Annotated in this window: 22 protein-coding genes; 17 read left to right on the top strand and 5 right to left on the bottom strand. The window is 75.0% G+C overall.

The window, feature by feature from the left end; all coding sequences use genetic code 11:
* Window positions 1–89 precede the first annotated feature (89 nt).
* Window positions 90–896 carry a hypothetical protein gene (locus tag ACIRVF_RS28255; RefSeq protein WP_402823605.1) on the top strand — a complete coding sequence of 269 codons (807 nt, stop codon included), beginning with the start codon at window positions 90–92 and terminating at the stop codon, window positions 894–896.
* A gap of 13 nt (window positions 897–909) precedes the next feature.
* On the opposite strand, the gene ACIRVF_RS28260 is transcribed toward ACIRVF_RS28255, so the two are convergent.
* Window positions 910–1263 (bottom strand): DUF6401 family natural product biosynthesis protein, encoded by a 354-nt coding sequence (locus ACIRVF_RS28260; RefSeq protein ID WP_402823608.1) that lies wholly within the window; start codon window positions 1261–1263, stop codon window positions 910–912.
* A 142-nt stretch (window positions 1264–1405) separates the two neighbouring features.
* Between ACIRVF_RS28260 and ACIRVF_RS28265 the strand changes: the two genes are divergently transcribed.
* The 5 genes from ACIRVF_RS28265 to ACIRVF_RS28285 all read left to right on the top strand — a co-directional run bounded on the left by ACIRVF_RS28265 (window position 1406) and on the right by ACIRVF_RS28285 (window position 5602).
* A complete protein-coding gene (locus ACIRVF_RS28265; RefSeq protein WP_402823611.1) occupies window positions 1406–2332 on the top strand; it encodes an LLM class F420-dependent oxidoreductase in 927 nt (308 codons plus the stop codon).
* A gap of 132 nt (window positions 2333–2464) precedes the next feature.
* Complete coding sequence (locus ACIRVF_RS28270; RefSeq protein ID WP_402823614.1) at window positions 2465–3088, top strand: AAA family ATPase; 624 nt, start codon at window positions 2465–2467, stop codon at window positions 3086–3088.
* A 100-nt stretch (window positions 3089–3188) separates the two neighbouring features.
* Complete coding sequence (locus ACIRVF_RS28275; protein WP_402823617.1) at window positions 3189–4148, top strand: zinc metalloprotease; 960 nt, start codon at window positions 3189–3191, stop codon at window positions 4146–4148.
* Between the two features lie 132 nt (window positions 4149–4280).
* On the top strand, window positions 4281–4742 hold the full coding sequence (locus ACIRVF_RS28280; protein WP_402823620.1) for a universal stress protein: 462 nt from the start codon (window positions 4281–4283) through the stop codon (window positions 4740–4742).
* A 53-nt stretch (window positions 4743–4795) separates the two neighbouring features.
* A complete protein-coding gene (locus tag ACIRVF_RS28285; protein WP_402823623.1) occupies window positions 4796–5602 on the top strand; it encodes a DNA-formamidopyrimidine glycosylase family protein in 807 nt (268 codons plus the stop codon).
* Between the two features lie 52 nt (window positions 5603–5654).
* On the opposite strand, the gene ACIRVF_RS28290 is transcribed toward ACIRVF_RS28285, so the two are convergent.
* Together ACIRVF_RS28290 and ACIRVF_RS28295 are read right to left on the bottom strand one after the other, a co-directional pair.
* Entirely contained in the window at window positions 5655–6290 is a 636-nt protein-coding gene (locus ACIRVF_RS28290; protein WP_402823626.1) for a uridine kinase, read from the bottom strand.
* A 49-nt stretch (window positions 6291–6339) separates the two neighbouring features.
* Window positions 6340–7656 (bottom strand): PQQ-binding-like beta-propeller repeat protein, encoded by a 1317-nt coding sequence (locus ACIRVF_RS28295; RefSeq protein ID WP_402823629.1) that lies wholly within the window; start codon window positions 7654–7656, stop codon window positions 6340–6342.
* 147 nt (window positions 7657–7803) lie between these two features.
* Here ACIRVF_RS28295 and ACIRVF_RS28300 point away from each other — a divergent pair, with 147 nt between their 5' ends.
* From ACIRVF_RS28300 to ACIRVF_RS28345, 10 genes are all read left to right on the top strand, one after another.
* A complete protein-coding gene (locus ACIRVF_RS28300; RefSeq protein WP_402823631.1) occupies window positions 7804–8373 on the top strand; it encodes a Uma2 family endonuclease in 570 nt (189 codons plus the stop codon).
* A 136-nt stretch (window positions 8374–8509) separates the two neighbouring features.
* Window positions 8510–11137: a SpoIIE family protein phosphatase gene (locus ACIRVF_RS28305; protein WP_402823634.1), complete on the top strand. Its 2628-nt coding sequence runs from the start codon at window positions 8510–8512 to the stop codon at window positions 11135–11137.
* 45 nt (window positions 11138–11182) lie between these two features.
* A complete protein-coding gene (locus ACIRVF_RS28310; RefSeq protein WP_402823937.1) occupies window positions 11183–12868 on the top strand; it encodes a sensor histidine kinase in 1686 nt (561 codons plus the stop codon).
* A 138-nt stretch (window positions 12869–13006) separates the two neighbouring features.
* Window positions 13007–13675 carry a response regulator gene (locus ACIRVF_RS28315; protein ID WP_402823940.1) on the top strand — a complete coding sequence of 223 codons (669 nt, stop codon included), beginning with the start codon at window positions 13007–13009 and terminating at the stop codon, window positions 13673–13675.
* Window positions 13676–14232: 557 nt separating this feature from the next.
* The gene (locus ACIRVF_RS28320) at window positions 14233–14982 is read left to right on the top strand and encodes a transglycosylase family protein (protein ID WP_402823637.1); all 750 of its coding nucleotides are present in this window, start codon (window positions 14233–14235) and stop codon (window positions 14980–14982) included.
* A gap of 104 nt (window positions 14983–15086) precedes the next feature.
* The gene (locus ACIRVF_RS28325; protein WP_402823639.1) at window positions 15087–15788 is read left to right on the top strand and encodes a class I SAM-dependent methyltransferase; all 702 of its coding nucleotides are present in this window, start codon (window positions 15087–15089) and stop codon (window positions 15786–15788) included.
* 144 nt (window positions 15789–15932) lie between these two features.
* Window positions 15933–16688, top strand: a complete 756-nt coding sequence (locus tag ACIRVF_RS28330) for a 3-oxoacyl-ACP reductase family protein (protein ID WP_402823645.1) — start codon at window positions 15933–15935, stop codon at window positions 16686–16688.
* 175 nt (window positions 16689–16863) lie between these two features.
* Complete coding sequence (locus ACIRVF_RS28335; RefSeq protein ID WP_402823648.1) at window positions 16864–17469, top strand: TIGR03086 family metal-binding protein; 606 nt, start codon at window positions 16864–16866, stop codon at window positions 17467–17469.
* Window positions 17470–17505: 36 nt separating this feature from the next.
* Window positions 17506–17841, top strand: a complete 336-nt coding sequence (locus ACIRVF_RS28340) for a hypothetical protein (protein ID WP_402823651.1) — start codon at window positions 17506–17508, stop codon at window positions 17839–17841.
* Between the two features lie 117 nt (window positions 17842–17958).
* A complete protein-coding gene (locus tag ACIRVF_RS28345) occupies window positions 17959–18768 on the top strand; it encodes an alpha/beta hydrolase (protein WP_402823654.1) in 810 nt (269 codons plus the stop codon).
* A gap of 84 nt (window positions 18769–18852) precedes the next feature.
* Here the strand turns inward: ACIRVF_RS28345 and ACIRVF_RS28350 are convergent, their stop codons facing one another.
* Both ACIRVF_RS28350 and ACIRVF_RS28355 read right to left on the bottom strand, forming a co-directional pair.
* Complete coding sequence (locus tag ACIRVF_RS28350) at window positions 18853–19317, bottom strand: (2Fe-2S)-binding protein (RefSeq protein WP_402823657.1); 465 nt, start codon at window positions 19315–19317, stop codon at window positions 18853–18855.
* Between the two features lie 46 nt (window positions 19318–19363).
* Entirely contained in the window at window positions 19364–21778 is a 2415-nt protein-coding gene (locus tag ACIRVF_RS28355; RefSeq protein ID WP_402823660.1) for a molybdopterin cofactor-binding domain-containing protein, read from the bottom strand.
* Window positions 21779–22130: 352 nt separating this feature from the next.
* On the opposite strand from ACIRVF_RS28355, the gene ACIRVF_RS28360 reads away from it, so the two are divergent.
* Window positions 22131–23384 (top strand): MFS transporter, encoded by a 1254-nt coding sequence (locus tag ACIRVF_RS28360; protein WP_402823663.1) that lies wholly within the window; start codon window positions 22131–22133, stop codon window positions 23382–23384.
* Window positions 23385–23458 lie beyond the last annotated feature (74 nt).

Here is a 23458-nt window from a genome sequence, read left to right on the forward strand (position 1 = left end):
GCGCGCGGGAGTGGCGGGGGGCTGCTATCCACGAAGGGTGGGGGGTCGACCGCGCCGTTCCGGCGCCGTGTCACCGAGTGGAGGACTCCGTGGCTCAGCAGCTCGCACTCTCCGTCGACTTCGGGTCGGGTTTCACCCAGGCCTGGTCCAAGATCGCCAAGGTCATTCCGCAGTTCATCGCCTTCCTGGTGATCCTGGTCATCGGCTGGTTCGTGGCCAAGGCGATCGCCGGGGTCCTGGACCGGGTGCTGCGCCGGATCGGATCGGAGCGGGTCGCCGAGCGGGCCGGGATGGCCCGTTACCTGAGCGGCTCGAAGTACGACATGACCGGCATCATCTGCAAGATCGTCTACTACGCGATCCTGCTGATGGCCCTGCAGCTGGCGTTCGGCGTCTTCGGCCCGAACCCGATCAGCGTGATGATCCACAGCATCGTCGCCTGGCTGCCCAGGGGCATCGTCGCGGTCGCGATCGTGGTGGTGGCGATGGCCATCGCCAACGCCGTGCGCGACATCGTCGGCAACGCGCTCTCCGGCGCCGCGTACGGCCGCACCGTCTCGACGGTGGCCTGGGGGTTCATCGTGGCGCTCGGCGTGATCGCGGCGCTCGGCCAGGTCGGGATCGCGACCGCGATCACCGGTCCGGTGCTGATCGCCGCGCTCGCCACCATCACGGGTGTGCTGGTGGTCGGCGTCGGCGGCGGTCTGATCATGCCGATGCGCCAGCGCTGGGAGCGGTGGCTGGACAGCGCCGAGCAGGAGACCGCCCGGCTGCGCGGCAGCGCGTACCAGGCCGGCCGCTCCGACGCGCTGGCCAACCAGCCGGTGCGGCCGACCACCGAGACCGGCCGGGGCTACCCGCCGGCCCCGGGCATCGACCCCGGTCAGGAGCGCTGAGGGCCGGCGGCCGTCACACCCCCAACAGGCCCTGCTCACGCACCAGCCAGCAGATCGCGGTCAGCCGGGTGACGGCGTAGTCGTAGCCGACCGGCTCCCGCCAGCCGATCTCGGTGAGCGCGTCCAGGAAGCCCAGCGCGTAGTCCGACAGTTCCTCACGGTCCAGGGGCCGGGGCGCCAGCTCCGGCCCCTGCGCGTACAGCAGTTCGCGCAGCATCGCCGCGTGCTGGTCGACCGCCGCGACGAAACCGGGCTCGAAGGCGAACTCGGCCAGCCGGGGCGTGAAGGCGGCCACGATGCCGGGCAGCGGGCAGCCGGCCGGCCCGTCGGGGGAGGGCCGGTAGGACTCGTCGGGGGTCGCGAACATCCGTCCACGGTAGGCGAGCCGCCGAGCGGGCAGGCCGGGCCGTGACGGTTCCGTGGTGAGACCTTGGCCACCTCCGGAACGTTCCGTGGCAAGGCCGGTTCCCTGTGTTTCCGAACCGGCGGTCCGTACCAGAATGGTCCGCATGGATCTTCGAATCTTCACCGAGCCCCAGCAGGGCGCGAGCTACGACACCCTCCTCCGGGTGGCCCGCACCGCCGAGGAGCTCGGGGTCTTCAGCGCCTTCTTCCGTTCCGACCACTACCTGAAGATGGGAGGCGTCGACGGCCTGCCCGGCCCCACCGACGCCTGGATCACCCTGGCCGGCCTCGCCCGCGACACCAGCACCATCCGCCTCGGCACCCTGATGACCGCCGCCACCTTCCGGCTGCCGGGCGTCACCGCGATCCAGGTCGCCCAGGTCGACGCGATGAGCGGCGGCCGGGTCGAGTTCGGCCTCGGTGCCGGCTGGTACGAGGCCGAGCACGCCGCCTACGGCATCCCCTTCCCGAAGGAGAGGTTCGGGCGGCTGGAGGAGCAGCTGGAGATCATCACCGGGCTGTGGCGGACCGAACCCGGCGACACCTTCGACTTCGCCGGGAAGTACTACACGCTCACCGACTCGCCCGCGCTGCCCAAGCCCGTCCAGGAGCGCATCCCGGTGCTGGTCGGCGGTCTGGGTCCGAAGCGCACCCCGGCGCTGGCCGCCCGCTTCGCCGACGAGTTCAACCTGCCGTTCGCCTCGCTGGAGGACACCGCCGCCCAGTTCGGCCGGGTGCGGGACGCCGTCGAGCAGGCGGGCCGTTCGGCCGACGAGCTGGTGTACTCCAACGCCCTGGTGCTCTGCGTCGGCCGGGACGACGCCGAGGTGGCGCGCCGGGCCGCCGCGATCGGCCGCGAGGTGGACGAGCTGAAGGAGAACGGCCTGGCCGGCACCCCGGACGAGGTCGTGGAGAAGATCGGCCGGTACGCGGCGGTGGGCAGCCGGCGGGTCTACCTCCAGGTGCTGGACCTGGGCGACCTCGACCACCTGGAGCTGGTCGCCTCCCGGGTCGCCCCGCAGCTGGGCTAGCGACCGTCCCCGCACCCGCCCTGACCACCGGCCTTTACTCGTTCTTGGGAATGCGCCATGCTCCAGGGACGGGAACGGCGGGGGAGGGACCGGGTGACGGGCGTACGAACACCGCGGGCGGCGGTGCCACGGGTGCCGCCGCCCCGCGACGCCGACGGCCGCGGCGCCGGCAGCCGGGTGGTCCGCAGCGGCGTGCACGGGCTGCGCGGCCCCGGACCGGCCGTCCTGCGCTACCCCGCCGGTGACCTGCTGATCGTCACCGGCCTGCCCGGCAGCGGCAAGAGCACCCTGATGCGCCGCTGCGTCCGCGCCCCGCTGGTCGACTCCCAGCTGGTCCGCGAGGAGTACGCGGCCCGGCTGCCCGGGCGGCTGCCGTACGCGCTCTACCGCCCGCTGGTGCGGCTCGCCCACTACCGGCGGCTGCGCCGGGCCGTCCTGGACGGCGGTCCGCTCGCGGTGCACGACTGCGGCACGCTGCCCTTCGTCCGGGCCTGGCTCGTCCGGGCCGCCGAACGGCAGGGCCGCCGGGTGCACCTGCTGCTGCTCGACGCCGACCCGGCCGAGGCCCGGGCGGGGCAGCGGCGGCGCGGGCGGCGGGTCTCGCGCTACGCCTTCGCCCGGCACCGGGGCGCGGCCGCCCGGCTGCGGCGGCTGCTGCTCGGGGCGGGGCGGGCGCCGGCGGGCTGTGCGTCGGCCGTGGTACTCGACCGGGGTGCCGCGCGCGCCCTGCGGGAGATCGACTTCTCGGCGTCGTAGTCTCGTGCGCGTCCGCGCCGGGCGCCGGGCGCCGGCGGTTGCCGGCGGGCGGGCCCGATGGGCGGCCGAAGCCCCGTCAACTCCCCCGTCAGGAGCGCCGATGCGCCGTACTGCCCGGGTGCGCTCGCGTGCCCCCCGCCTGTTCCCCTGCGCCGTCGCGCTGGTCGCCGCGGCAGGCCTGAGCCAGTTCGCGGCGCCGGCCCCGCACCGCGCGGTGGCGGCGGCCGTGTGCGGGGGCGGCGACGCCGCGGCCCGCAAACCGGCCGGCAGCCGGGCGGGCGGGGACCCGAACGCGGTGAGCGCCGACCGGGCCCGGGCGATGCAGGCGGACCTGGCGGACCGGCTCGCCGAGCTCGGCTCCACCCACGTCCCGCTGGCCGCCGCCCCGACCGGCATCCCGGTGTACGTCCACGTGATCCACGCCGGGGACGCCGGCCGGCTCGACGAGGGCGCCGTCGCGGCCCAGATCGAGCACCTGAACGCCACCTACGGAGGCCAGGGCCAGGGCAACACGCCGACCCCGTTCCACTTCCGGCTGGTGGGCACCGACTGGACCGACAACGCCGGCTGGTACAACGGGCTGATGCCCGGCTCCGCCGCCGAGCAGGCGATGAAGTCCGCCCTGCGCAAGGGCGACCAGGGCACCCTCAACCTGTACACCGCCCACCTCGGCGAGTCCCTGCTCGGCTGGTCGGCCTTCCCCGACGCCTACCGCACCCGGCCGACCGACGACGGCGTGGTCATCCTGGACGACTCGCTGCCCGGCGGCCCGGCCACCCACTACAACGAGGGCAACACCGCCACCCACGAGATCGGCCACTGGCTCGGCCTCTTCCACACCTTCCAGGGCGGCTGCCTGTTCCCGGGTGACTACGTGGACGACACCCCGCCCGAGCGCACCCCCGGCTACGGCTGCCCCGAGGGCCGCCACAGCTGCCCGGGCGGCGGGCTCGACCCGATCCACAACTTCATGGACTACAGCTACGACTCCTGCATGACCCAGTTCACCCCCGGCCAGGTCCAGCTGATGACCAAGTCCTGGACGGCGTACCGCAGTTGAGTCGCCGGAAGAGCGGTGGGGGTACCGGCCTGCGAAACGCCGGACCCCGCGCGGCAATTCCCGACCATTTGTCCGATTTGATCTATGTTCGGCGGGTGGGGACCGAGCAGGAGCAACCGAAGGAGACACGGCATGACTGGCAGCCCCCGGATCGTCGTCGGTGTGGACGGCTCGCCCGCCTCGGAGCAGGCGCTGCGCTGGGCGATCGACTACGCCAAGGCCGTCGGCGGGACCATCGACGCGGTCGCGGCCTGGGAGTACCCGGCCTTCTACGGCTGGGGCGGCACGACCGTGCCGGCCGATGTGTACAACCCGGAGGAGCTCGCCGGCAGGACCCTCTCGGAGAGCGTCCTCAAGGTCGTCGGCCAGGACGCCGGCGTGCTGATCAGGGAGAGCGTGGTGCCCGGCAACGCGGCGGGCGCACTGCTGCAGGTCGCCAAGGGCGCGGCGCTGCTGGTCGTCGGCAGCCGCGGCCTCGGAGGCTTCTCCGGCGTGCTGCTGGGCTCGGTCAGCCGCCACCTCACCGAACACGCACCGTGCCCGGTGGTCGTGGTGCGGGAGGGCTACGTCGAGGGCGGCGCCCACTCCGCGTAGCCGCCACCGGGGGCGGCACCGCGCCGGGCCGCCACGCGGACCAGAATGGAGTCATGCCAGAAGGTGACTCCATCTACCGCGTGGCGGCCCGGCTGCACGACGCCCTCGCCGGACAGCTGCTGACCAGCGCCGAACTGCGGGTGCCCGCGCACGCGACCGCCGCGCTCGCCGGGCGCCGGGTGCTGGAGGTCCGCCCGCGCGGCAAGCACCTGCTCACCCGCCTCGAAGGCGGTCTCACCCTGCACACCCATCTGCGGATGGACGGCCGCTGGGAGGTCTACCGGCCCGGCGAGCGCTGGAGCGGCGGCCCCGCCTGGCAGATCCGCGCCCTCCTCGGCACCGAGCACGGCACCGCCGTCGGCTACCGGCTCCCGGTCGTCGAGCTGCTGCGCACCACCGACGAAGGGCGGGCCGTCGGCCACCTCGGCCCGGACCTGCTCGGGCCCGACTGGGACCCGGTCGAGGCCGTCCGCCGCCTCCTCTCCCGCCCCGCCCGGCCCCTCGTCGAGGCCCTGCTCGACCAGCGCAACCTGGCCGGCATCGGCAACGTCTACGCCAACGAACTCTGCTTCGTGGCCGGGGTGACCCCGTGGACCGAGGTCGGCGAAGTCCCGCACCCCGACCGGCTGGTGGCGCGCGCCCGGCAGATGCTGGAGGCCAACAAGCTGCGCCCCGGCCACATCACCACCGGCGACACCCGGCCCGGCTACCGGCACTGGGTCTACGGCCGGGCCGGGCGGCCCTGCCCGCGCTGCGTCACGCCCGTCCTGACCGGGCGCCAGGGCGACGCCCCGCGCGACCGGGCGGTGTTCTGGTGCCCGTACTGCCAGCGGGGACCGGCCCCGGTGGGCAGGGGCTGACTGACCGGTGCCGGTCCCCGCCGGGACCGGCAAGGATCCGACCGGACCGGCCCTACGCGAGCTCCACCAGGGCGGGGTGCCGCGGGTCGTCCATCCGGACGACGACGTCGGCGGCCTCGGCCGGCCCGGTCTCCGCCTCGTAGCGGGCGAAGGCGGGCAGCGTCCACTGCCGGTCGGCCGGGGTACGGCGGGCCAGTGCGGCCGGGGTGAGCGCCAGATGGACGGTCAGCTCCAGCGGCAGCCAGCGGCCGAGCAGCAGCGCGCCGTCCAGCAACAGCACGCCCCCGGGCGGGAGTCGGACGTACGGCGCACGGGTCGAGCGGTCGGTCGCCGGGTCGCGCAGCGAGGGCAGCACTCGGCCGCTGCCACCCGGCTCCAGCGGGTCCAGCACCTCGCGCAGCAGGGCGCCGTCGTCCAGCCAGAGGTCGTGGAAGGCGTCGGAGTCCTGGTGGCCGTACTCCAGCCGGATCGAGGCCGGGCGCAGGAAGTCCTCCGCGGACACCCGCAGCGCGGGGCGGCCGCGCAGCCGCAGCGGCTCCACCAGGGCGTCGGCGAGCAGCTCTGGCCGGGCGGCCGCGGCGCCGTCCACGGCGATCCTCAGCCACCGCTCGCCGGCGCCGGGCAGCGCGGTGATCCGGTCGGCGAGCAGCTCGGCCAGCTTGTCGGGGGAGATCGGGCGTACCTGCACCAGGCCATCCTGCCGTTCGTCGGGCCGTCCGGGTCAACGGGGGCGGGCGTCAGGCGGTCGGGATCGCGTGCAGGACGTCGTCGTGGCCGGCGTAGAGGCGGGTCCCGTCGGTGGAGACGGTCCACACGTCGCGGCCAGGGCCGGAGTCGTGGAAGGTCCAGCGCGGGCGGCCCGTCGCGGCGTCGATCGCGCAGACCCCGACGGCCGCCGGTCCCGGGACGTACAGCGTGCCGCCGACGACCAGCGGGCGGCTACGGCTGTCAAGCGGGAACGGCAGCTTGCGGGACCACAGCACGGCGCCGGTGGCCAGCTCGTTGCAGGTGACGACGCCGCTGTCACGCGGGACGAACACCCGGGCGCCGTCCGGGACGGGCGGCAGCGCCCGCCAGGACTCGCCCCGGGCGGGGGAGTGCGCCCAGCGGGGCTCTCCGCCCGGGCCCAGCATGCGCACCCCGCCGGTGCCGTCGGGGACGAGGAACCCCTCCCCGACGGCGACGCACCAGCGCAGGCCCTCCGGGCCGGGGGCGGTCCACAGTTCCCGCCCCGTGGCGGCGTCCCGGACGGCCAGCTCGGAGCCGTCGCCGAGCGAGCGGGCGCAGGCCAGCAGGCCCGCGCCGCCCCCGGTGGCGGCGGCGAGCGGCCGCTCCTGGCGCGGAGCGGCGACGGACCAGAGCACGGTGCGCTCGTCCAGCCCGAGGGCGAAGAGCCGGGTGCCGGGGAAGAGCTCCTCCTGACGGAACGGGGCCCAGGCGAAGCCGTAGAGGACGCCGGTCGTCGTGCAGGTGAGCTGGAGCCGGGTGGACAGCTCGTCGGGCAGCGGCAGGCTCCAGTCCCCGGCCGGATCGCTGAGGTGACGGGCGTCCAGGTGGCCCTTCGACTCGGCGCTGAACAGGTGGTCCGGCCCGATCGCGACCTTCCCGCCGGACGGCTCGGCGTCGCTCGGCCAGTCCGGGGGCGTCGGCGGGTCGAACACCAGCAGCCTGCCGGGGCCGCCGCCGACCGGGTCGAGGACCTGCAGGCCGGCCTTCGACAGGAACACCGGGCGCCGCGGCGCGGCGACCAGCCGCTCGGGGGTCATCGCCTGCGCGTCCCGGTACGTCCAGAGCGGCGTCGGCCCGGACAGCGCGGTCGGTACCGGGAGGGGCGGCCGCGGCACCGGCCCGCCGTCCGAGCGGCCCAGCGCCCACACCGCCCCGCCGACCGCCAGCAGCCCGGCCCCGGCCAGCAGCCCCCGCCGGCTCAACCGCGGCCCGCCCCCGCCCCCGGCCCCGCCGAGCACGTCCGCGGGCGCCTCGGCCCCGCCGTCCGCCTCGTCCCACTGCCACGAACCCTCCCGCGCGGCCTCCTCGGACGACGGCGACTGCATACCGCTCCCACCTCCACCCCTGGCGGCCTGGGCGCCACCGCTCGCCGGGAGGATATCGAACGGTCCCCGAACCATCCGAGGACATCGCCGTGCTGCACTAGGCTGTGGCGCAGCACAGGCCCGCGCAGGAGACCGGGGAGGTACGCCGTGACGGCCGAGATGATCGCACCCGAGTGGATGCACCGGCAGATCACCAGTGAGGAGTACGACTCCTGGACTGAGGAACAGTGTGCGGGGATCGAGATCGTCGACGGGATGGTCGTTGTGAGCCCCAGCGCCTCAAGGCGTCACAACCGGATCGGACGCCTTCTGGCGAACGCCCTTGACAGGGCGGGCGGTGAGGAGTGGATCGCGGACACCGACTTCGACGTGCGGCTCCAGGACGTGCCGCTCAACAACCGTCGGCCCGACGTGGTGGTCTACCGTGTTGACGCTTTCGACGCGCCGCTCATCAGACCGGAGCACGTACTGCTGCTGGTGGAGGTTGTCTCGCCGGGCTCGGAGACAACCGACCGGCTGGTCAAGCTCGACCAGTATGCGAAGGCCGGCATCCCCTTCTACTGGCGGGTCGAGCAGGCGGCGGGCCGGGTGCCGGTCGTCCACACCCATCTGCTGGACGCGGAGAGCGGGACCTACCGGGCCGGTGAGGTGTTCACCGGACTGGTGAAGGCCGCGGTGCCTTACCCGGTGGAGGTCGACCTCACCCAGCTGCCGTAGGCCCGTCACCTGCTCGGGGGAGTACGTCCCTCGGGTGTTCGCGGCGTTCGGGCTGGTGCGTTGTGGGGTCCGTGGGCCTTCCGGGGCGGTGGCGGCTCGCCTTGACAGGGTTCCGGGCCGGACGTAGCAAGGGAGCATGCGCCATCCGCAGGCGGCCGGCGGGGCCGCCGAGCCGGTCCGCGGGACGGGCCCGGAGACGGCTTCGGAACCGGTCCTGGAAACGGCTCCGGAACCGGTGCCGGTGGCGCCCCCGGAAGGCGACGCACTGCCCGACGCCGACGCCGACGCCGACGCCGTGCACGAGCGTGACGCGTTGCTGGCGAAGGCCGTGCGGCGGGTGCTGGGGTCCACCGGGGCGTACGCGGCGATGGTGTACCTGCGGTCGCGGGACCGGCGGTCGCTGGTGCTGCGCACCGTCGCGGGCGTGCCGCTGTCGATCATGAGTCCGTTCCGGCGGATCGCGGCCGCCGGGCCGTTGCCGGTCGCGGTGTGCTTCCGGACCGGCCGGAGCGTCACGCTGTCCGATCCCGAGGACACCATGCGGCGCTTCCCGCAGCTCGCGGTCGGGCTGCCCTACGACTTCGTCTCGGCCTTCGTGCCGGTGGAGCACGGCGGGGAGCGGTTCGGGGTGCTGAGCGTGCTGTGGCCGGCCTCGGACGACGGCGTGCCGGCCCACGAGGGCGAGCAGCTGGCGCCGATCGCGTCCCGCTTGGGCGCCGGGCTCTCCGAGCTGGCGGCGGCCGGGCAGTCGGTGGAGCCGGGGGGTGACGCGGTGGTGGTGGAGCTGCCGCCGCCGTCCGCGCCCACCACCCGGGTCGGGCTGTTCGACTGGGACGTGGCCACCGGGGCGCTGGCGGCGGACGCGCAGTTCCGGGCGATCTTCGGTTTCGCGCCCGGTGAGTTCGACGGCACGGTGGGTTGTCTGACCGGGCGGATCGCCCCCGGGGACCTGCCCGAGTTCCGGGCCGCCGCCCGGACCGCCCTGGAACGCGGTGAGGTGCTGGCCGCCCGGCTGCGGGTGCTCGGGCCGGGCGGGCGCCCGTACCCGGTGGAGCTGTGGGCCCGGGTGCCCGGCGCGGTGCCCGGCGCGATGCCCGGGGGCGGGACCCACCTGGTGGGCGCGGTCCTGGACGTGCGCACCCTGACCGCCGCCGCGGCCGCCGTGGAGCGGCTGCGCGAGGGCGTCTTCTCGCTCGACCCGGACGGCCTGGTCAGCTACGTCAACCGGGCCGCCGAGCCGCTGCTCCGGGCGACCCGGGAGGAACTGGTCGGCCACCACCCCTGGGAGGTGCTGCCCTGGCTCGCCGACCCCTTCTACGAGAACCGCTACCGCGCGGCCCTGCTCTCCCAGCAGCCGACCACCTTCCTGGCCGCCCGCCCGCCGGACGCCTGGCTCGCCTTCTCGCTCTTCCCCGACGGGCACGGCATGACCGGCCGGGTGGTCGCCGCCGAGTCCCCACCGGACGCGGTCGAAGCGCCGGCCGGACCCGGACCGGGCGCCGGCCGGGGAGACGTGGGCAGTACCCACCACCTGCTCCAGCTGGCCAGCGCGCTCACCGAGGCGGTCACGGTACGCGACGTGTGCCGGGCGGTGGCCGAGGAGATCCTCCCGGCGTTCGGCGGCCAGGAGCTCGCCATCTACGGGGTGCACGGGCAGCGGCTGCACCTGGTCTCGCAGGCCGGTTACCCGGACGGCTTCCTGGACGGCTTCGAGGGCACCCCGATCGACGCCCGCGTTCCCGGCGCCGAGGCGCTCAGCACCGGCACCCCGATCTTCTTCGAGTCGGTCCGCCAACTCGCCGCCGCCTACCCGGGCCTCGCCCTGGACGAGATGGGCGCCTGGGCGTTCCTGCCGCTGATCGCCTCCGGCCGTCCGGTCGGCAGCTGCATCCTCGGCTTCGACCGCGCGCGCTCCTTCACGCTGGAGGAGCGCGGGCTGCTCACCGGTCTGGGCGGCTTCATCGCCCAGGCGCTGGAGCGCGCCCGGCTCTACGACGCGGAGTTCGCCCTGGCCCGCGGCCTCCAGCAGGCCCTGCTGCCGCACCGGCTGCCGCGGGTGCCCGGCATCCGGACCGCCGCCCGCTACCTGCCCGGCACCCAGGGCATGGAGATCGGCGGCGACTGGTACGACGCGATCGTCACCGGTGCGGACCTCACCCTGGTGATCGGCGACGTCGAGGGCCACAGCGTGGCCGCCGCCGCCGCGATGGGCCAGCTGCGCAGCGCCGTCCGCGCCTTCGCCAGCGGCGGCGAGCCGCCCGACCAGGTGCTCGCCCGTACCAACCGGCTGCTGCTGGACCTCGATCCCGGGCTGCTCGCCAGCTGCTGCCTCGTCCGCCTGACCCCGGCGGACGGCACGGTGCGGATCGGCCGGGCAGGGCACCTGCCGCCGCTCCTGCGCGACCCGGACGGGCGGGCCGAGGCGCTGTACGTCCCCGGCGGGCCGCTGCTGGGCGTGGACGAGCGGGCCGGGTACCCGGTGAACGAGCTGCGGCTGCGGCCCGGCTCGCTGCTCGTCCTCTACACCGACGGGCTGGTGGAGGACCCGGCGCTGGCGATCGACCAGGGAGTGGACCGGCTGCGGGCCGCGCTGGCGCACGGCCGGGCGGGGGAGGAGCTGGAGGAACTGGCCGAGCGGCTGCTGCGCGAGGTCGGCTCCACCGGGCGGGTGGACGACGTGGCGCTGCTGCTCACGGCCTTCGAAGGCACCGGGCGGGCCGGCGGACCGGCGACTTTCGTCGGCGCGGGCGGCGACGAAGGGTGACCGCGGCCGCGCCGGCCGGCCGGTTAGCCTCGACGGGTGGAAGCAATGGCACGGGCCTGGTCGAAGGCGGTACGGACGGCGCTGCCGGGGCCCTGGCGGCCCCGGCGGGTGGTGGGCGAGGCCCTGCTGGCCGTGTTGGTGGGCGTGGTCGCCGCTCTGCTGGAGGTGCTCTCCCGGACCGACCTGGCGGTGCCGTTCGGGCTCGCGGTCGCCGTGTTGTGGGTGCTGCGGAAGGGTTTCCCGGCCACCGTGCTGGTGCTGACCGGCGTGATCGCGGGCTGGTCGCTCGGACCGATCGTGCTGCTGGCGTGCGCCGGTTGGGCGGCCGGGGCGCGGATCAGCCGGGTGTGGCGGCTGGTCGGCGCCTTCGTCCTGAGCTATCTGATGTTCTCCACGTTCGGGATGCTCAAGGACGGTGCCTCGGGCGCCTCCAAGCTGATCATCGGACTGTCGCTGGGCTTCTTCCTGGTCTTCGCCGTCCTGCCCGCGCTCTACAGCCGCTACCGGGCGCAGCGCCGCGCACTGCTGGACGCGCTGCGGGAGCGCAACGACCAGCTGGTGCGCGAGCGGGCGATGGTGGTCCACCAGGCGCGGCTGCGCGAGCGGCACCGGATCGCCCAGGACATGCACGACAGCCTCGGCCACCAGCTCGCGCTGATCTCCGTGCACTCGGGCGCGCTGGAGGTGGACCGCACCCTCAGTGACCGGCAGCGCGAGGCCGTCGGGGTGCTGCGCCAGGCGGCGGTCGCGGCGATGCGCGAGCTGCGCGAGGTGGTCGGGGTGCTGCACGACGAGTCGACGGCGCTGCCGCCGGCCGTCGGCGCACCGGGGGTACCGGGCGTACCGGGGGCCCCGGGCGCGCCGCCGGCCCGCGGCGGGGTGGACGGGGTCGAGGGGCTGGTGGACTCCTCCCGGGCGGCCGGGGCCGAGGTGGCGTTCTCCACCGAGGGCGAGCGCTGTCCGCTGGCGGCCGCGGTCGACCACGCGGCCTACCGGATCGTGCAGGAGGCGCTCACCAACGCGCACAAGCACGCCCCCGGCGCGCCGATAGCGGTCGCGCTCCGCTACGAGCCGGACGCGCTGGTGGTGGAGGTCACCAACCCGCGCGCGCCGGCGCTGGTCGGCGCGCACTCCGGCGCGGGCTCGGTGGTGAGCGGCGGGCAGGGGCTGACCGGCTTGCGGGAGCGCGCCCGGTTGGTCGGCGGCATGGTGCACGCCGGGCCCACGCCGGAGCAGGGCTTCCGGCTGGCGGCCGTTCTCCCGTACCAGGGGGCGGAGGCCGAGGGCGGCGCCGCCCCGGCGGGCGAGGAGGACTGGGAGTTCGGCGGCCTGCCGTCGGGGGACGGGACGGACGGCCGGCGGCGCCGCCCGGCGCTCGGCTGCGCGGCCGGGGTGGGCGCGGTCACCCTGGTGCTGGCGGGCCTGGCGGCCTGGGGCGTGACGGCCTTCGTCCGGGGCGCCGGCGACTCGACGGTGTCGCAGTCGGTCTACGACGGGATCCAGCCGGGCCAGTCGCGGGCCGAGGTGCTGCGCCGGCTGCCGCCCGGCAACGACTTCTTCACCGCCGACTACCAGGACGCCGGGCCGCCCCGGCCGGAGGGTGCGCACTGCCGCTGGTACTCGCTGGCCAAGGACGAGCCCGGTGACTCCTGGTTGGACAACCACGTGGCGCGGTTCTGCTTCAGGGACGGGACGCTGGCGGAGAAGGTGGAGTACGTCGCCAAGGACTGACCCCGCGTCCGCACCGGCCCGCATCCCGGCCGCCCCGTCCTCCGCCCCCGCCGCCGCCCCGGCCCGGGAGGGAGGCGGGGCGGCCGGGATGTGAGGATGGTGCCCCAGTCGCAACACCGTTCGAGGGGAATGACCAGCGTGATCCGAGTCCTCGTCGCCGACGACGAGCCGCTCATCCGGGCCGGGATCAGGATGATCCTCGGATCGGCCGACGACATCGAGGTGGTCGCGGAGGCCGCCGACGGCCGGGAGGCGCTGGACCTGGCCCGGGCGCACCGGGTGGACGTCGTCCTGCTGGACATCCAGATGCCGGTGATGGACGGACTGACCGTGCTCCGGGAGCTCGGGAGGGTCGCACCCGGCGCACGGGCGATCATCCTCACCACCTTCGGGGAGCGCGAGAACGTCCTGCGCGCCGTGAGCGAGGGCGGTGCCGGGTTCCTCCTCAAGGACACCGCGCCGAACGAGCTGATCCAGGCCGTCCGGGCGGCGGCCGGCGGGAACGCCTTCCTCTCCCCGGCCGCGACCCGGCACATCGTCGACTCGCTGGCCTCCGGGCGCAGCGCCTCGGCGGCCGCCCGCGGAGCGGAGGCGCGGCGCCGGCTGGAGGTGCTCACCGCGCGCGAGCTGGAGGTGCTGGGGCTGCTCGGGGAGGGCCTGTCCAACGCGGACGCGGGGACCCGGATCCACATGAGTGAGGCCACGGTGAAGACGTACGTCAGCCGGATCCTGGCGAAGCTGGGCTGCGAGAACCGGGTCCAGGCGGCGCTGCTGGCGCGCGACGCGGAGCTCGACGGACCTCACTGAGGGAGTTCGCGTCGTCACGGAGCGGGTTGGCAGTGGCGGATGCCACTCAACTGCCGCCCCGAAGCGGGAACTCCGAATACCGGGGTGACGGTGTGTCAGCGGCTGGTCGCGGACGGTCGATGGTGTGCGGGACTTCACGGATGGACAGATGTGAGCGTTGGCACGGAAATTGATCGTTAGGCATCGAAGATGCGGTCAAACCCGGTCAAACCGGGCGCGATTTCTTGATCGATACCGCCGGTAACAGTCAACTGACCTGCGAAGACCAAGAATTGCTTGCTGCGCCCCGGACATGCCCCCTAGCTTTCTTGGCGGCGCAACGAGCGCCACCCGGGTTCACCCCGACGCACGGCCCGCCGACTGACCCCCGGCGCGAGGGCGGTGCCCGCCGACGAGACCGGCTCGAAGAGGGCCGTCGGCGAGCGGAGGTGACCGGGGCGGCACGGCACGTCCGACACGTGTCCGGCCGCCCGACGAGTGAGGTTGAGCGTGACCGACCGGCCCATGTCCCGGGCCTGGTTCCGCCTGCCCGCCCGGGGCTTGTCGAGAGGACATTCATGACTTCCCGTCACGAGACCGCCGCTGCCACCGACACCACCGCTACCAGCAAGCGCAACCGCCTGCGGATGGCGGTCGTCGCAGGTGCCGCAGTCGCGGCCCTGCCGGTGGCCGGCCTCGTCACGGCCACCTCGGCCTCCGCCGCACCCTCCTCCACCTGGGACGCCGTCGCCCAGTGCGAGAGCGGCGGGAACTGGAGCATCAGCACCGGCAACGGCTTCCACGGCGGACTGCAGTTCACCCCCTCCACCTGGGCCGCGTACGGCGGGACCGCCTACGCCTCCCAGGCCAGCCAGGCGACCAGGGCGCAGCAGATCGCCGTCGCCGAGAAGGTGCTCGCCTCGCAGGGGCCGGGCGCCTGGCCGGTCTGCTCCAAGAAGGCGGGCCTGAGCAAGGGCGGCGCCCCGGCGGCCGTCGACACCTCCTCCGACCAGGGCTCGGCCGCCACCCAGCCGGCCGCCAAGCGCGCCGCGAAGGCGGCGCCCAAGGCCCCGCAGCAGGCCGCCCCGAAGGCGAAGCCGCAGGCTCCGAAGGCCGCGCAGGGCCGTCCGTCGGCCAAGCCGGTGCAGTCGGCGCCCGCGGCGGCGAAGAACACCTCCGGTGGCAGCTACACCGTCAGGAGCGGTGACACGCTGAGCGGCATCGCCGCCAAGTTCGGCGTCGACACCGACAGTCTGTACGGGAAGAACGTCCGCACCATCGGTGCCGACCCGAACCTGATCTTCCCGGGTCAGACCCTCACCGTCTGACGACCGGCGCGGTCCGGCGCGGTCCGGCGCAGCCGAGTGGCCACCCCCGCTCAGGGGTGGCCACTCGGCGCGTTGGGTGAACCCCGTGTCAGTAGGGTTGGCTGATGGTCCGACTGGTCAGTGACAGTGAGCTCACCGCCTCCTCGGTGGTGGCCAACAGCACGATGAACCGCGAGCGCGGGCTCAGCGGAGTGAACAGCTACGCCCGCGAGCTCGGCTTCGACCCCGCCGCCTGGTTGCGGGAGCACGGTGGGGCCGCGCCCGGTTGGCTGGACCTGTGCAGCGGGGAGGGCCGGGCGCTCGCGGAGGCGGCCCGAGTGCTGCCCGCGGCGGCCGAGCTGACCGGGGTCGACCTGGTCGGTCCGGTGGGGCCTGCCTTCCGGATCCCGCACCCCGGTCCGCGGCTGCGGCTGGTGACGGCGGCGCTCGCGGACTGGGCCCCCGAGCGGTCGTACCACCTGATCACCTGTGTGCACGGCCTGCACTACCTCGGCGACCAGCTCGGCGCGATCGCCCGCGCCGCCTGCTGGCTCACCCCGGACGGCCGGTTCGCCGCCCACTTCGACCCGGAGTCGGTGCGCCGGCCCGACGGCTCCAGTGCGGCCCGCCCGGTGGTGGCCGCGCTGCGGGCCGCCGGGTTCGACTACCGGGCGCGCCGTCACCTGCTGCTCCTGGACGGCGGACGGCCGGTCCGGCTGCCGTTCGAGTACGCGGGAGCCGACCCGGCGGCCGGTCCGAACTGGACCGGGCAGCCGGCGGTCGGTTCGTACTACCGCTGCGCGCCCCCGGAGCGCGCGGAGTCATAGTTGAACGTTGAACGCGACGTCCGAATACCGCCGGAGACGTCAAGGAATCCGGAACAGGATCGACTCGCACACCGAGAGCGGGACGCCGGCCGGAACACCGGCCGGGGCCGCGATCGGTACACGTGATCGAGGAGACCCGGAGAGATGACGATGAACGGTGCGGCGGCGCTCGACGGCAAGGTGGCCCTGGTGACCGGCGGCAGCCGGGGGATCGGGGCGGCGGTCGCGCTGCGGCTGGCCGAGGACGGCGCCGACGTGGCGCTGACCTACCAGGGTTCGGCCGAGCGGGCCGAGGAGGTGGTCGCGAAGATCACCGCGATGGGACGAACCGGCTGGGCCGTGCGCGCCGACAGCGCCGACCCGGAGGCGGTGCACGCCGCGGTCGCCGCCGTCGCCGAGCGGTTCGGACGGCTGGACATCCTGGTGAACAACGCGGGGGTCGGCGCCGGCGGGGCGATCGAGGAGGTCGCGATCGAGGAGCTCGACCGGGTGCTGGAGGTGAACGTCCGCGCGCCGTACCTCTACGCCCAGGCGGCGGTGAAGCACCTGACCGAGGGCGGGCGGATCGTCGGCATCGGCAGCTGCATCGCCCAGCGGGTCGTCTTCCCCGGTGCCGCGCTCTACGCGACCAGCAAGGCTGCGCTGATCGGCCTCACCAAGGCGCTGGCCAGGGAGCTCGGCCCGCGTGGGATCACCGTCAACCTGGTCCACCCGGGACCGATCGACACCGACATGAACCCGGCCGACGGCCCGTCCGCCGACTTCCAGCGCGGCTTCGTCGCCCTCGGGCGGTACGGCCGGGCGGAGGAGGTGGCGGGCGCCGTCTCCTACCTGGTGGGCGAGGACGGCCGGTACGTCAGCGGTGCGGAGCTGTCGGTGGACGGCGGTTTCGCCGCCTGACCCTCCCGCCCGGCTCTTCCGCCCGAACCTTCCGCCCGGCTCCTCCGCGCGGCCTCCCCCCGGACCGGGGCGGCGGCGTCGGGCCGGGCGGTCGGGTGTCGTGCCCGGCGGTCGTCGGCGCCCGCGCTTACGATCGCCCGGCACGACCCGTGCGCCCCCGACCGAGAGGTGTGCCATGACCGCGGTGGACGACCCGATCGAGCTGCTCGCCCGGGCCCTCGCCCAGACGGCGGGCCTGATCGACGGCACCGGCGTCGAGCTGGCCGGCCACCCGACCCCCTGCCGCTCCTGGGACGTCGGCGACCTGGTCAGCCATCTCCTGTTCGACCTGCGGCAGTTCACCGTGCGGGCCGAGGGCGCGCAGCCGGACCGGTCGCAGTCCTTCGAACGGGTGGAGGAGGACTGGCTGCACGCCTTCGAGGCCGGCGCGGAACGGCTGGTCGCCGCCTGGCGCGCCGCCGGGGACCTCACCGGCACGACGCCGGCCCCCGGCGGCGCCATCCTGCCGGCGCGTTTCCCGGTAGACCAGCAGATCGCCGAATTCGCCGTCCACGCCTGGGACTTGGCACACGCGACCGGCCAGTCGACCGAGGGCCTGGACCGCGAGGTCGCGCTCGCGGCGCTCGACTGGGCCCGGGGCGCCCTCAGGCCCGAGTACCGCGGTGACGAAGCGGAGCACCGCGCCTTCGGCCCCGAGGTCCCCGCCCCGGCGGGCGCCCCGGTGTACGACCGGCTGGCCGCGTTCTTCGGCCGAGACCCGCGGGCGGCCGTCGAACACTGACTCCCCGAACTCCCCTCCCTGGTAGCCTCCTTGACCATGGGGGAGAACGAGAACAGGGTGTTGGAGGCGGCGCGCGCGTTCGTCGCGCTGCTGCGGGCCGAGGACTTCGCCGGGGCCGTCGAACTGTTCGCGCCACCGCTGCGGGCCGCCGTCCCGGCCGAGGCGCTGCGGCTCGCCTGGACGACCGAGACGGACGGACGGGGCGGGGTGACCGCGATCGGGGAACCGGTCGCCCGGCCCGGGGACGAGCCGGTCCGGGTGCACCTCCCGGTGAGCTGCGGGGACGGCGGATTCACCGTGGTCACCTCGGTCGGCGCGGACGGGCTGCTGCACGGTCTGCGGCTCGATCCCGGCGAGGCCGCCGCCTGGTAGCCGCCGCCGTACGCGGACCCGGCGCGCTTCACCGAGACCGAGGTCCGGCTCGGCGGCGGACCGCTCGCCGTCCCCGGCACGCTCAGCCTGCCGGTCGGCCCGGGGCCCTGGCCCGCCGTGGTGCTGCTCAGCGGCGGCGGCGCCTTCGACCGGGACGGGAGCAGCGGCCCCAACAAGCCGCTCAAGGACCTTGCCTGGGGTCTCGCCGGCCGGCAGGTGGCCGTTCTGCGCTTCGACAAGCCGACCTTCGCCCACCCGGACCGGCTGCCCGCGGACTTCACCATGGTCGAGGAGTACCTGCCGCCCGCGCTGGCCGCCGTCGACCTGCTCCGCGCCCGGCCGGAGGTCGACCCGCACCGCGTCCACCTGGTCGGCCACAGCATGGGCGGCAAGGTGGCGCCCCGGATCGCCGCCGCCGCCGAACCACCCCTCGCGGGACTGGTACTGCTGGCCGCGGACGCCCAGCCGATGCACGAGGCGGCCGTCCGGGTCGCCCGCCACCTCGCGGCGCTGACCCCCGGGCCCGGGGCGACGGAGCTGGTGGCGGCGTTGGTCCGCCAGGCCGCGGTGGTGGCCGGCCCCGACCTGGCCCCGGACACCCCGGCGGAGTCGCTGCCCTTCGGGCTCTCCGCCGCCTACTGGCTGGACCTGCGCGGCTACGACCAGCTGGCCACGGCGGCCGGGCTCGGCCTCCCGATGCTGATCCTCCAGGGCGGCCGGGACTACCAGGTGACCGTCGAGGACGACCTGACGCGCTGGCAGCAGGCGCTCGCGGGCCGGCCCGGGGTGAGCATCCGGGTCCACCCGGACCTCAACCACCTCCTCATGCCGGGCACCGGGCCCGCCACCCCGGCCGAGTACGCCCGACCGGGGCACGTGGCGGCCGCGGTGGTGGAGGAGATCGCCGACCGGCTGCTCGGGCGCTGAAGATGCCGCTGCGCGAGGGCGCGGCTGCACCCAGGGCCGTTCACCTGCACCCCGGCCTCCGTGGGGAACGGCGGCGCCGCCCCGTCAGTGCACCTGTCCGCCCGCCGCGGCGCGCTTGATCGCCTCGCGGATGCGCGGGTAGCTGCCGCAGCGGCAGATGTTCTGGATCTGGTCGATGTCCGCGTCCGTCGGGTCCGGTGTGCGGCGCAGCAGCGCGACGGCCGTCATGATCTGGCCCGGCTGGCAGAAGCCGCACTGGGCGACGTCGCAGTCGATCCAGGCCTCCTGGACGGGGTGGAGGGTGTCGCCGTCGGCAAGGCCCTCGATGGTCGTGACCGTGCGGTCCGCGCAGTCCTTGACGGAGCGGGTGCAGGGCTGGAACTCCTGGCCGTCGAGGTGGCTGGTGCAGGCCCGGCAGACCCCCACCCCGCAGCCGTACTTGGGGCCGGTGACGCCGAGCTTGTCGCGGAGCACCCAGAGCAGCGGCATGTCGTCCGGGGCTTCGACGGTCACGGGCTGCCCGTTGAGGACGAAGGTGTGGGTGGGCATGGGGAGTCGATGTCCTTGGTTCCGGGCGGTCAGGGGGTGGCGCTGGTCAGAAGTTGATCGGGAAGGAGCGCGGGCTGGTACCGGTCGCCCGGGCGTAGGCGTTGGCGACCGCGGCGGAGGCGGCCGGGACGCCCAGCTCGCCGGCCCCGCCCGGGGCCCCGCTCGGCGGCATCAGATGGATCTCGACCGTGGTCGGGGTGTTGCGCTGCCGGGCGTAGTGGAAGTCGGCGTAACTGCCTTCCCGGAAGGCGCCGTTGTCGAGGTGGTTGCCGGCCTGGAGGATCACCGAGATGCCGTCGCTCAGGGCGCCGGTCAGCTGGGCCTCCAGGCCGCGGGGGTTGATGACCTGACCGACGTCGGCGGCGACGACGGCCTTGGTGACCCGGGGGTTGGCCCGGTCGGTGGCGTCGAGTTCGACCAGGTAGGCGACCCGGCCGCCGTTCTCGTCGTGGTAGCCGATGCCCTGGGCCTGGCCGGCCGGCATCGGACGGCCCCAGCTGCCGGCCGTGGCGACGGTGTCCAGCACGGCCCGTCCGGCGGCGTCGCGCAGCCGGGCACGCCGGAAGGCGACCTCGTCCTGGCCCATCCGACGGGCGAGTTCGTCCATCATGATCTCGTCGGCGACCCGGACCGTCCCCGAGTAGACCGAGCGCCAGCTGCCGGTGTGCATCCGCAGCGGCAGCTCCGCGAGCAGCTGGGTGGGGATGCCGACGTCGTACGGGTTCTTCTCGGTGAGTAGGAAGAAGGCCTGGGCCAGGCTGATCCCGGCGACCGAGAGGTTGAACCCGGCACCGGTGAGCGCCTCGCCGAGCCCGTGCGAGAGGTCGGTCCGGACGGTGGCGACGCGGTGCTCCCAGGTGAGCACCTGGCCGAGGCCGTAGGTGGCGCGGATCCGGTGGTGGCTGGCGGGGCGCATCCGGCCGTGGCGCATGTCGTCGTTGCGGGTCCACATCAGCTTGACCGGACGCCCCGCGGCCTTGGAGATCTGGGCGGCCTCCAGGGCGGCGTCGAAGAACAGCCGACGCCCGAAGGAGCCGCCGCCGCGCACCACGTGGACGGTCACGGCGCCCTGCGCCAGGCCGAGTTCGGCGGCGATGGTCTGCTGGGCGATGATCGGGCTCTGTGCGGCGAACCACAGCTCGGCGCGGCCCGGCCGGACGTCGGCGACGGCGGTCAGCACCTCCATCGGGGCGTGGTTGACGAAGGCGAAGTCGAACTCACCGTCCAGGTAGGGGGTGAGCAGCGGCGGCAGCAGGAACGGCGCGTGGGCGGCGCGCAGCTTCGCCCGGACGTCGGCGTCGGACAGGTCGGCGACCGGGCCGGGGTTCCAGGTGGTGCGCAGCGCGTCGCGGGCCTTGAGCGCCTGGTCGAAGGTCTCGGCGAGGACGGCGACGCCGGTGGGGATCTGCACCACGGCGAGCACGCCCGGCATGGCGCGGGCGACGGAGGCGTCCAGGGACTTGAGGGTGCCGTTGACGGTGGTCGGGCGGGCGACCACGGTGGGCGCGGCGCCCGGGATCTGCAGGTCCCCGGCGTACTCGGCGCGTCCGGTGACGATGTCGCGGGCGTCGATGCGTCCGGTCGGCCGGCCCACCAGGCGGCGCTGGTCGGCGGACTTGGGGGTGGCGGGCACGGCCGGCACGACCACCGAGGCGGCGTCGGCCGCGAGTTCACCGAAGCCGAGGCGGCGGCCGTCGGGGGCCAGGACGGCGGAGTCGGCGGTGCGCAGTCCGCCCGCCGGAACGTTCCAGCGCCGGGCGGCGGCGGTGACCAGCCGGGCGCGGGCGGCGGCGGCCGCGGCGCGCACCGGGTCGTAGAGCGAGCGCACCGAGTTGGAGCCGCCGGTGAGCTGGTTGAAGAGCAGTTCGGGGCGGCCGTCGGAGAGCGGCACGTCCACGTCGGTGAGCCTGGCGTCGAGCTCGTCGGCGACCAGCACGGCGATCGCGGTGGTCAGGCCCTGGCCGACCTCCAGTCGGGGCAGGTGGAGCGCGGCACGCCCGGTGGGGGTGATTTCGAGCACCAGCAGGTGTGCGGTCGGCAGCCCGGCCAGGATCATCGCGTCGCCGAGGTCGAGGACGTCCGGGATGCCCGGCAGGCCGAGCAACTGCGGGGGCGCGGAGGCCTCCTGGGCGGCCGCGGCGGCGCGGACGGCGGCCCGCGCGGAGGCGGGCGCGGCGGCGTCGAGGCCGAGCCGGGCGGCGACGGTGAGGGTCGGGGCGGCCAGCAGGTAGGTGAGGAAGCGGCGGCGGCCGCTGGCCTCGGCAGGGCCCGGGATGCCCTCGGGGGCTGCGGCGCCGGCCGCTCCTCCGCCGTCGCCCGGGTGGCCGGCGGAGTCCGAGGGGGCGGTGGAGGTGCTGATGGGAGGAAACCCTTCGAGCCGGAGACGGCGCCGGATCGGGCGGGCACGGACGGCCCCGGCCCCGGTGCCGGATCGCGAACGCCGTTGAGCATAGGAGGGCACTACTGACGGGTCAACATGACCAAACTTGGCCCTCCGGTCGGGTGGTGGAGGGCTTCCGTCCGCTTGCGGCGGCGGCGTCGGAACGGGTACGGACGGCGCTTCGGACGGGCGGGTGAGGCCGGTCCGGGGCGGAGCTTCCGGGCAACCGTCCGTCCTCGTACGGGAGTTCACGGCTCGCCCGGCGGTGCGGCGGAGGCCGGCCGACGGCTCGTTGAGTGGCCCAGGAAAATTCAAGATCATTGGATCTGTCTGCCGGTCCATTCGGCCCCTAGGCTGGGCGGTGCCCCGCTGAGAGCCGCCCCGGACGGTTGTGAACCTCCGGCCCGCGCGCCGCCCGTCCGACAGGAGAGAAGTGCCGAACCAGAGCGCCGCAGGCTTCGCCCTGCTGCCCCCCGCCGGCCCCCAGCGCACCCTGGCCGCAGCCCAGTTGGCGAGCTCGGTGGGCGACGGCGCCTACTACACCTGCTCCGCGCTCTACTTCACCCGGGTCGTCGGGATGTCCCCGACCGCCCTCGGCCTCGGCCTCGCGATCGCCTGGGCGCTCGGCTCGGTGGCGGGCGTGCCGCTCGGCCACCTCGCCGACCGGCGCGGCCCCCGCCGCACCGCCGTGGCCCTCGCCCTCGGCACGGCGGCCGTGGTCGCCGCCCTCCTGGTGGTGCGCTCCTACGGGCCGTTCCTGCTCGCGGTCTGCCTCTACGCCACCGCGCAGTCCGGCCTCACCGCCGCCCGGCAGGCGCTGGTCGCGGGCCTGGTACCGCGCGCCGAGCGGACCGGACTGCTCGCCCACCTGCAGTCAACCCTCAACGGGGGACTGGCCGTTGGCGCCGCCATCGGCGGCATCGCGCTGACCGTCGGCACCCGGAGCGCCTACCTCGCCGCCTTCGCCGTCACCGCGGTCGGCTTCCTGGCCGGGGCGCTGGAGCTCCGGCGGCTGCCCGAAGTCCCGCCCGCGCCGCAGGAGCCGGGCACCGGCCCGCGCCTGGCCGTGCTGCGCGACCGCCGCTACGCCGCCGTCACCCTGGTCAACACCGTGCTCCTGCTGCGGATGCCGCTGCTCAGCCTGATCCTGCCGCTGTGGATCGCCCAGCGCGCCTCCGGCCTCGGCTGGCTCGGCTCGGTGCTCTTCGTGCTCAACACCCTGGCCGTGCTGGCCTTCCAGGTCCGGGTGGCCCGCGACGTCAGCGGACTGGACTCGGCGGTCCGGGCGGTGCGCGCCTCCGGAGTGCTGCTGCTCGCCTCCTGCGTCGTCTGCGGACTCTCGGCCCTGACCATGCCGGTCTGGGCGTTCGGCGCGCTGCTGGTCGTCGCGGCCGTGCTCCAGGTGGCCGGCGAGATGCGGCAGTCGGCCGGCTCCTGGCAGCTCGGCTTCGACCTCGCGCCGCCCGAGCGGATCGGCCAGTACCAGGGCTTCTTCGGCACCGGCGTCGCCGTCGCCCGCACCCTCGGACCGCTGCTGCTCACCGCGCTGCTGCTGGAGGGCGGGCTCGCGGGCTGGCTGGTGCTGGGCGGGGTGTTCCTGGCCGCCGGGTACGCGATGGGACCGGTCGCCCGCTGGGCGGCGCGCGACCGGCAGCCGGCGCCCGTGCCGGTCGTCCCGGCCGCCTAGGGTCCTTCCGACCCCCGGGCGGGCGGCGCGGCCCGGAAGCCTCACCGCCGGCGGCGGACGGAAAACGGTGGCCC

This window comes from Kitasatospora sp. NPDC101157, assembly GCF_044768255.1.
GTDB lineage: Bacteria > Actinomycetota > Actinomycetes > Streptomycetales > Streptomycetaceae > Kitasatospora.

Bases quoted from the DNA above. Each gene is read 5' to 3' on its own strand.
- ACIRVF_RS28265 (WP_402823611.1), top strand. From the start codon at position 1,406: ATGGATCTTCGAATCTTCACCGAGCCCCAGCAGGGCGCGAGCTACGAC.
- ACIRVF_RS28350 (WP_402823657.1), bottom strand. From the start codon at position 19,317: ATGCCCACCCACACCTTCGTCCTCAACGGGCAGCCCGTGACCGTCGAA.
- ACIRVF_RS28320 (WP_402823637.1), top strand. From the start codon at position 14,233: ATGACTTCCCGTCACGAGACCGCCGCTGCCACCGACACCACCGCTACC.
- ACIRVF_RS28260 (WP_402823608.1), bottom strand. From the start codon at position 1,263: ATGTTCGCGACCCCCGACGAGTCCTACCGGCCCTCCCCCGACGGGCCG.
- ACIRVF_RS28285 (WP_402823623.1), top strand. From the start codon at position 4,796: ATGCCAGAAGGTGACTCCATCTACCGCGTGGCGGCCCGGCTGCACGAC.
- ACIRVF_RS28295 (WP_402823629.1), bottom strand. From the start codon at position 7,656: ATGCAGTCGCCGTCGTCCGAGGAGGCCGCGCGGGAGGGTTCGTGGCAG.
- ACIRVF_RS28305 (WP_402823634.1), top strand. From the start codon at position 8,510: ATGCGCCATCCGCAGGCGGCCGGCGGGGCCGCCGAGCCGGTCCGCGGG.
- ACIRVF_RS28275 (WP_402823617.1), top strand. From the start codon at position 3,189: ATGCGCCGTACTGCCCGGGTGCGCTCGCGTGCCCCCCGCCTGTTCCCC.
- ACIRVF_RS28340 (WP_402823651.1), top strand. From the start codon at position 17,506: ATGGGGGAGAACGAGAACAGGGTGTTGGAGGCGGCGCGCGCGTTCGTC.
- ACIRVF_RS28335 (WP_402823648.1), top strand. From the start codon at position 16,864: ATGACCGCGGTGGACGACCCGATCGAGCTGCTCGCCCGGGCCCTCGCC.
- ACIRVF_RS28310 (WP_402823937.1), top strand. From the start codon at position 11,183: ATGGCACGGGCCTGGTCGAAGGCGGTACGGACGGCGCTGCCGGGGCCC.
- ACIRVF_RS28330 (WP_402823645.1), top strand. From the start codon at position 15,933: ATGACGATGAACGGTGCGGCGGCGCTCGACGGCAAGGTGGCCCTGGTG.
- ACIRVF_RS28325 (WP_402823639.1), top strand. From the start codon at position 15,087: ATGGTCCGACTGGTCAGTGACAGTGAGCTCACCGCCTCCTCGGTGGTG.
- ACIRVF_RS28280 (WP_402823620.1), top strand. From the start codon at position 4,281: ATGACTGGCAGCCCCCGGATCGTCGTCGGTGTGGACGGCTCGCCCGCC.